General features: G+C 65.0%; 2 protein-coding genes. One reads left to right on the top strand and one right to left on the bottom strand.

Annotated elements, in window-relative coordinates; genetic code table 11:
- Positions 1–248: 248 nt before the first annotated feature.
- The gene (locus tag ACFSE6_RS18870) at positions 249–650 is read right to left on the bottom strand and encodes a VOC family protein (protein ID WP_388011126.1); all 402 of its coding nucleotides are present in this window, start codon (positions 648–650) and stop codon (positions 249–251) included.
- 65 nt (positions 651–715) lie between these two features.
- On the opposite strand from ACFSE6_RS18870, the gene ACFSE6_RS18875 reads away from it, so the two are divergent.
- Positions 716–1,318, top strand: coding sequence for a TetR/AcrR family transcriptional regulator (locus tag ACFSE6_RS18875; protein ID WP_388011129.1), 603 nt, complete (start codon positions 716–718; stop codon positions 1,316–1,318).
- Positions 1,319–1,419 lie beyond the last annotated feature (101 nt).

The raw sequence follows: 1,419 nt of genomic DNA on the forward strand, positions 1-1,419 counted from the left end.
GAACGATGTCGCGCCACACCCGTGGAACGATGTCCCGACACAGGCCCGGAACGATGACGTGACACAGGGCGGAACGATGTCCTGAAACCAGACACCGTCACTCACCCCATGTGTGATGTCGCAGGACATCGGCGACAGCCCGAACCCTCAGTGTGAGGGTTCGGGCCACATGTTGTCGGCACGTCGAGAGCGCCGCCCAACGCGCCGACACGGTCCGATAGCCCGGCCTTGGTCGATGTCGCGACCGCCTACGGCGTGAAGGATGCCGCGTACTCCGGAGCCGGCTGGATCTCCTCGATGACGTCCACGAGAATCCCTTCTGGCGCTTCGACGATGAAGTGACGCTGTCCGAAAGCTTCATCACGAAGCTCGAGTCTCATGGGCAACCCGGTCTCGTGCAGACGAGAGTACTCCGTCGCCGCGTCATCGACTTCGACGTTCAGCAGAATCCCTCGGCAAGACCCACGGAAGCCTTCGGGGATCGTTTCGTGCGTACCACTGACCAGCGCCAGTTCGTGTGGCCCGTTTCTCAGGCTGATGTACCAGTCGGCCGCGAATGTCACACGAAAGCCGAGATGCCGCGTGAAGAAGCGGGCGACCCCGGGCGGATCCTCGACCTGCAGCACCGGGTAGAAGCTGGTGATCGACACGACGACTCCTTACGTACACTCTGTATGTAAGAACCATACATACAGTCCGCACGTAAAGGAAGCCTATGCCTCGCGCCTCAGCGGCCGACGCCGCCCGCACGGCCCACAACATTCTCGGAGCCGCCTCGCGGTGCTTCGCCGAGCGCGGATTTCATGCGACGTCCGTCGATCAGATCGCACAGACGGCCGGGGTGACACGGGGAGCGGTGTACCACCACTTCACCGACAAGGTCGGTCTCCTGCGAGCGGTCGTGCGTGCGGGCCACGAACGCGTCGCCTCCCACGTTGTCGAGCGCGCCCGAGCCCGCGACGGCGACCCGCTCGCGCTGCTGCGCTCGGGTTGCCACGCATTCGTCGAGGGCATTACGCAGGACGAAGCCGCACGAGTCCTGCTCATCGACGGTCCGGCCGTCCTCGGGTGGATGGAGTGGCGGGCACTCGACGACGCGAATTCCGTGGAGGAGCTTCGTGAAGCCATCGCCATGCTCGCTCCTGCCACCGAGGTCGAGGCGCTGACACGGCTCCTGTCGGGCGCCATGAACGAGGGCGTGCTGTGGCTGACCGAGCGCACCGGCGACGAGGACGCCCGTTCTGCTGTCCACCGCGCTCTGGACCGGCTCGTCGACGCCGTCGGGCTCTGGACGAGTTCCGGACCCACTCGGTCGTGATGCTGCCCGTTACCTTCTTGGTGATCCCGCGTGGGCGGGGTTGTGGTCGCTGGGTCCGGCATGACTGTCTGCCCCTGTCGTTGATGATCCGGGGGGTGTTG

The sequence above is a fragment of the Georgenia deserti genome, assembly GCF_042680605.1.
Taxonomy (GTDB): Bacteria; Actinomycetota; Actinomycetes; order Actinomycetales; family Actinomycetaceae; genus Allobogoriella; species Allobogoriella deserti.

Coding starts and splice junctions, on each gene's coding strand:
- ACFSE6_RS18875 (WP_388011129.1), top strand. CDS start 716: ATGCCTCGCGCCTCAGCGGCCGACGCCGCCCGCACGGCCCACAACATT.